Source organism: Frankia sp. CeRuru1, from assembly GCF_977966315.1.
On sequence record NZ_CDWWEW010000205.1, the window covers coordinates 1243 to 7339 of the forward strand.

Genomic DNA, 6097 nt, shown 5'->3' on the forward strand with positions numbered 1-6097 from the left:
TGGGGGAAGGCTAGCCTCTGAGGGCATGGCTGCCATCCCACGTAAGGCGCTGGCCGACGTCCGCCAGATCGCGGCGCGGCGGACGGCTCCGATCGTCCTTGAACTTGATCTGACGGTCGACCCGATCGAAGGCGCCCCCACCGACCCGATCACCCTGGCGCTCGCCCGGCGCCGGACGACCCTGCGGGATGTTGTCGAAGGCCTACGGTACGCGACCGAGGATCCCCGGGTGTCCGTCGTAGTCGCGCACATCGCCGCCTGCGGGATGCCGCTGGCACGTATCCAGGAGATTCGCGCCGCGATCGCCGCGTTTCGTGCGGCCGGTGGCACCGCCATCGCCTACGCGGACACCTTCGGGGAGTTCGGGGGCGGCACGGCGCCCTACTATCTGGCCTGCGCGTTCGACGAGATCTGGCTCGCCCCGCCCGGTGACTGCGGCCTGACCGGTCTCGGGATGGAGGCGCCGTTCCTGCGAGGAGCGCTCGACCGGCTCGGCATCTCCGTCGAGATCGGCCAGCGGTACGAGTACAAGAACGCCGTCAACACGCTGGTGGAGCGGGACTTCACCCCGGCGCACCTGGAGGCGGTCAGCCGGATCATCGAGTCCAGCTCCGACCAGATCGTGGCCGGCATCGCCGAGGGACGCGGGCTGTCCACCGACCGAGTCCGGCGTCTGATCGATCTCGGACCGCTGGCCGGGTCCGTCGCGCTCGACACCGGTCTCGTCGACCGTCTCGGCTACCGCGACGAGGCGTACGCGGCGGTACGGGAACGGGTGACGCGGGGGCCGTCGGCCGGATTCGAGGATGATGGGGATGGCGCGGGCCGGGACGATGCGCGCCGCGGGCCCGGCGCGGAGCCGGTTCTGATGTACGCCTCCGCCTACCGGCGGTCCGCCGAGCGGTGGGAGAAGTTCCCGGCGCGCCGCGTAGCGGCGCTGGCGGCCGGCGGCCCGGCGGCTTTCTTCTTCCGCGAGGTTCCCGATGATCGGGACGGCTCCCGTCCCGACGGCGCCGGGGAGGCCCACCTCCACCCGGACGAGGCCGCGGGCATCGGGACGAGTGCGCTGGCCCCCTCCGTGACGGCGCCGCATCGCGACCCGAAGAAGGCGGTCATCGCGCTCATCCACGGGACCGGGCCGGTCGTCCTCGGACACGGTGCCCCGGGTCCGTTCTCCGGGCCGGTGCTCGCCGCGGAGGCCACCGCGGCGGCCTTCCGCTCCGCCGCGCGTGATCCCGCGGTGGCGGCGGCGGTGTTCCGGGTGAGCAGTCCTGGGGGTTCCTACGTCGCATCCGACCTGGTCCGCCGGGAGGCCGAGCGGTTCCGGGCCAGCGGTCGGCCGCTGATCGTCTCGATGGGTGACGTGGCGGCCTCCGGTGGCTACTTCGTTGCCCTGGCATCCGATGCGATCGTGGCGAACCCCGGCACGCTGACCGGCTCGATCGGGGTGTTCGCCGGCAAGCAGGTGATCAGCGGCCTGCTCGACAAGGTGGGAGTGGGCTTCGGTGCCGTCGCGGAGGGCGAGCATGCGCTGATGATGTCGCCGCGGCGGCCCTTCACCCCGGGGGAGCGGGAGAAGCTGGAGGAGTTCCTGGACCGGGTCTACGCCGACTTCGTCGACAAGGTAGCGACCGCTCGCGGGCTGTCCCGGGACCAGGCGCACCAGCTGGCCCGCGGCCGGGTGTGGACCGGCGCGGACGCCCATGCGCACGGCTTGGTGGACGTCCTCGGCGGGTTGGCGCAGGCGATCGAACTTGCCTGGTCGCGCGCCGGTCTGCCGGCCGGTGAGACCCCGCGGGTGCGGCTGACGCCCAAGCCGTCGGTGCTGGAACGGGTCCGGTCGCCGAAGTCCAGCGAGGACCGCGGGGCCGCCGCGTCCGTGGCCGGGTCGATGGCCGGGTCCGCCCTGGGCCTGCTCGGCCCCGGTCCCGGTGCCGGCTTCGTCCCGGGCTGGGGGGCGCTGGCACCGCTGGCGGCGCGGCTCGGTCTGCCCTCGGCCGGTCCGCTGGTCATGCCGCCGATCGGGCGGATCGGTTAGCCGGTCCGCACCGGTGGCCCACAACGAACTCGCCGGCCTGTGGGATGCGTGACACCGCCGTCCGCGGGAGGATCGACGCCCGGGTGCCCGACGGCCAGGCAGGCGGTGGAATGACCGTCGGGTGGCCGGTGAATGGACGCGCCGCGGGTGAATGGACGCGCCGCGCCGGGCCGGGACCGGCGTCGCGTCGCCGTGGGGCGACGGTAGTCTCGCAGCGACCGGTTTCGTCCGGACGGCACCGCTCGTCCCGCGCCGCGATCCGCGGCAGGCCATCAGGGTCTGCCCCGGTGGCCTGCCGCGGTGTGGTGGCTTCCGGTCACCGGCCCGTGGCGGTCCGCTGCTGCCACCGCGTCATCGTTCCGTGTCAGAGCGCATACCGGAGGTCGAAGCCGTGCCGTCCATCGAGGCCGTCGGAGCCCGCGAGATCCTTGACTCGCGCGGCAACCCCACCGTCGAGGTCGAGGTCGTCCTGGAGGACGGCACGCTGGGCCGCGCCGCGGTGCCCAGCGGGGCGAGTACCGGCGCCTTCGAGGCTGTCGAGCTGCGCGACGGGGACAACCGCTACGGCGGCAAGGGCGTGACCAAGGCCGTGGCCGCGGTGATCGACCGGATCGGTCCGGCGATCATGGAGTTGGAGGCCAGCGAGCAGCGTCTTCTCGACGCGACGCTCATCGACCTCGACGGCACCCCGGGCAAGTCGGCCCTCGGCGCCAACGCCCTGCTCGGGGTCAGCCTGGCGGTGGCCAAGGCGGCGGCGGCGTCGAGTGGCCTGCCGCTGTTCCGGTACCTGGGAGGCCCGACCGCGCACCTGCTCCCGGTGCCGATGATGAACATCCTCAACGGTGGTGCCCACGCCGACACCAACGTCGATATCCAGGAGTTCATGATTGCTCCGATCGGCGCGAGCACCTTCGCCGAGTCGCTGCGCTGGGGTGCGGAGGTCTACCACGCGCTCAAGAGCGTGCTGAAGGCGCGGGGCCTGGCGACCGGCGTGGGCGACGAGGGCGGCTTCGCGCCGAGCCTGCCCACCAACCGCGAGGCTCTCGACCTCATCGCCGAGGGGATCGACAAGGCCGGCTTCGCCCTGGGGACGGACATCGCCCTGGCGTTGGACGTCGCCTCCACCGAGTTCTACGCGGACGGGTCGTACACCTTCGAGGGCAACTCGCGTAGCGCCGAGTACCTGAGCGACTACTATGCCGAGCTCGTCTCCGCCTACCCGATCGTCTCCATCGAGGACCCGCTGGCCGAGGATGACTGGGACGGCTGGGTGGCGCTCACCGAGCGGCTCGGTGGCAAGGTGCAGCTCGTCGGGGACGACCTGTTCGTGACCAACCCGGAGCGGCTGGCCCGCGGGATCGCCTTGAAGGCCGCGAACGCCCTGCTGGTGAAGGTGAACCAGATCGGCACGCTGACCGAGACGCTCGACGCGGTGAACCTGGCCCACCGTAGCGGCTACCGGGCGATGATGTCCCACCGGTCCGGCGAGACCGAGGACACCACCATCGCCGACCTCGCCGTCGCGGTCGATTGCGGTCAGATCAAGACTGGCGCCCCGGCGCGCTCGGAGCGGGTCGCGAAGTACAATCAGCTGCTGCGCATCGAGGAGGAACTCGACGACGCGGCCCGGTACGCGGGCGCCGCCGCGTTCCCCCGCCACGGGCAGGCCGGCTGATCCCATGCCGCCGCGGAACACCGCGCTGACCACGAGGGCGACCCTGCTCGCCGTCGTGATCTGCGTGCTGGTCCTGACCCTCGCTTATCCGCTGCGGCTGTACCTGCAGCAGCAGGCCAAGCTCTCCGAGCTGAGCCGGACCAACGCGCAGGCCCAGGCGAGGGTCCATGAGCTGCGGGCGACGGTCGAGCGCTACGACGACCAGGCCTGGGTCGAGGACGAGGCGCGCCGTCGGCTGCATTACGTCAAGCCCGGTGAACGGGCGTACCTGATGCCGATCAAACCGGCACCCACCAAGAACGGCGACGAGACCCGCGGCGGGTCGTCCGGGGGTTCGGCCTGGTACGCCCGGCTCTGGTCGGAGATCTCGACGCCGTAGCGGTCACGGGGCGGGAGCCCCGGCCCCGGTGCGGCGAAGGGCGAAGGAACGGTCCTGGCGGACGGTGATGACGGCGAGGGGGCGAGCATGGTACCGGCGGTGACGGCCGAGGATCTCGAGATTGTGCGCTGTCAGCTCTCCCGCGAGCCGCGAGCCGTCCTCGCGGTGGCTCATCGCTGCTCGTGCGGTCTTCCCGACGTGGTCGAGACCGCACCGCGGCTTGCCGGCGGCACCCCCTTCCCGACCCTGTACTACCTCACCTGCCCCCGGGCCGCGTCGGCGATCTCGCGGCTGGAGGGGGCCGGGGTGATGCGCGAGATGACAGCCCGGCTGGCGGAGGATCCGCGGCTCGCCGCCGCCTACGCCGCCGCCCACCGGGACTACCTCGCCCGGCGCGACGCGCACGAGGTGCTGCCCGCGGCCCCGAGCGCGGGTGGCATGCCCGATCGGGTCAAGTGCCTGCACGTCCTCGTAGCGCACAGTCTCGCCGTGGGTCCGGGAGTCAATCCGTTCGGTGACGAGGCCCTTGCGGCTGTTCCCGACTGGGGGCGGCGGGGGCCGTGCGTGGCCGGTGGCCGATGTCCGGGCGTCGACGAGGCCCGCAGCCCGGACCCGCCCCAGGTGGCGGGCCGGCGGGCGACGGACCGACCGGCAGTCGTTCGACAGGGGATCCGATAGGGGACCCGACGGAGGATCCGATAGAGATCCGATAGGGGATTTGACCGGGGAGGAGAGACCGTGAGTCGGGTCGCCGCGATCGACTGTGGAACCAACTCGATCCGTCTGCTGGTGGCGGACGTCGAGGGATCGACCCTGTACGAGCTGACCCGCCAGATGGAGATCGTCCGGCTGGGGGCCGGGGTCGACCGGACCGGTGAGCTCGCGCCGGAGGCGCTCGCCCGCACCTTCACCGCGCTGCGGGACTATGCCGAGCAGATCGAGCGGCTGGGAGCCTCACGGGTGCGGATGGTCGCCACGAGCGCGACCCGCGACGCGCGCAACCGTCATGAGCTCGTCGCCGGGGTCCGCGCAATCCTCGGTGTGGACCCCGAGGTGATCAGCGGGGACGAGGAGGCGGCCCTGTCCTTCGGTGGCGCCATCGGTGACCTCGTCGGCCGAGCCGGTTCGTTGGACGCCGGTTCGTTGGACGCCGGGTCGGTCGAGGGCGCGCCGACGGGGGCGGGCGCGGCGGGATCCGACCCGGTCGCCACGCCGATCCTGCTCGCCGACATCGGCGGCGGCTCGACCGAACTCGTCCTCGGGGACGCGAGCGGGGTGCGGGCCGCCCGCTCGGTGAACGTCGGATGCGTGCGGCTGGCGGAGCGGCACCTGCACGATGATCCGCCGACCGGCGCGCAGGCCGCGGCGATCGTTGCCGACGTGCACGCGGCACTCGACATCGCCGCCCGCACCGTGCCCCTGACCGAGGCGGCGACGCTGGTCGGCGTCGCGGGGACCGTCACCACGGTCGCCGCCCTCGCGGCTGATCTCCCCGAGTACGACCCGGCCCGCATCCACCTGTCCGTGACGGCGGCGGAGCAGGTCGCGCAGGTCACGGACCGGCTGCTGAGGATGACGCACGACCAGCGCGCGGCCCTGCCGGTGATGCACCCGGGTCGGGTGGACGTTATCGCCGCCGGCGCGCTCGTGCTGCGCACCCTGGTCGAGCGAACGGGCGCCGCGGCGGTGGTGGCAAGCGAACGCGACATCCTCGACGGGATAGCGCTGGCCCTAGCCGCCGCGCCGGGCGCCCCGGCCACCGGGCCCGAGCGGGCGGCGTTGCCCGTCACCGCCGGCCCGTCGGTATGAGGCCCGGCTGTATGAGGACCGGCGGGGCGGGGTGACGAGCGGGACGGGTGGCCCGGTCCGGTCACGGGGCCCGGTGCGGCCGGGAAGCGGTTGGCCGGGGGACCTCGCCGCCGCCGACACACCGGTCGCAGCCACGCCGGCCGAGGCCCGCGCGTTGGCCGCCGGCGCGACGGGCACCCGGGAGCTCGATGCCCGG

Annotated in this window: 5 protein-coding genes; all 5 read left to right on the forward strand. The window is 73.2% G+C overall.

Annotated elements, in window-relative coordinates:
• The first annotated feature begins 25 nt into the window (after nucleotides 1-25).
• The 5 genes from sppA (at nucleotide 26) to AC08OP_RS15160 (ending at nucleotide 5901) form a co-directional block, all read left to right on the forward strand.
• On the forward strand, nucleotides 26-2038 hold the full coding sequence (gene sppA / locus AC08OP_RS15140) for a signal peptide peptidase SppA (RefSeq protein ID WP_476614788.1): 2013 nt from the start codon (nucleotides 26-28) through the stop codon (nucleotides 2036-2038).
• Nucleotides 2039-2429: 391 nt separating this feature from the next.
• Nucleotides 2430-3713, forward strand: coding sequence for a phosphopyruvate hydratase (gene eno, locus AC08OP_RS15145; RefSeq protein WP_476614789.1), 1284 nt, complete (start codon nucleotides 2430-2432; stop codon nucleotides 3711-3713).
• A gap of 4 nt (nucleotides 3714-3717) precedes the next feature.
• Nucleotides 3718-4092, forward strand: coding sequence for an FtsB family cell division protein (locus AC08OP_RS15150; protein WP_476614790.1), 375 nt, complete (start codon nucleotides 3718-3720; stop codon nucleotides 4090-4092).
• A gap of 87 nt (nucleotides 4093-4179) precedes the next feature.
• Nucleotides 4180-4770, forward strand: coding sequence for a DUF501 domain-containing protein (locus AC08OP_RS15155; protein WP_476614791.1), 591 nt, complete (start codon nucleotides 4180-4182; stop codon nucleotides 4768-4770).
• Nucleotides 4771-4830: 60 nt separating this feature from the next.
• Nucleotides 4831-5901 (forward strand): Ppx/GppA phosphatase family protein, encoded by a 1071-nt coding sequence (locus tag AC08OP_RS15160; protein ID WP_476614792.1) that lies wholly within the window; start codon nucleotides 4831-4833, stop codon nucleotides 5899-5901.
• The last annotated feature ends 196 nt before the right edge of the window (nucleotides 5902-6097 follow it).

Bases quoted from the DNA above. Each gene is read 5' to 3' on its own strand.
- sppA (WP_476614788.1), top strand. From the start codon at position 26: ATGGCTGCCATCCCACGTAAGGCGCTGGCCGACGTCCGCCAGATCGCG.
- AC08OP_RS15150 (WP_476614790.1), top strand. From the start codon at position 3,718: ATGCCGCCGCGGAACACCGCGCTGACCACGAGGGCGACCCTGCTCGCC.
- AC08OP_RS15155 (WP_476614791.1), top strand. From the start codon at position 4,180: ATGGTACCGGCGGTGACGGCCGAGGATCTCGAGATTGTGCGCTGTCAG.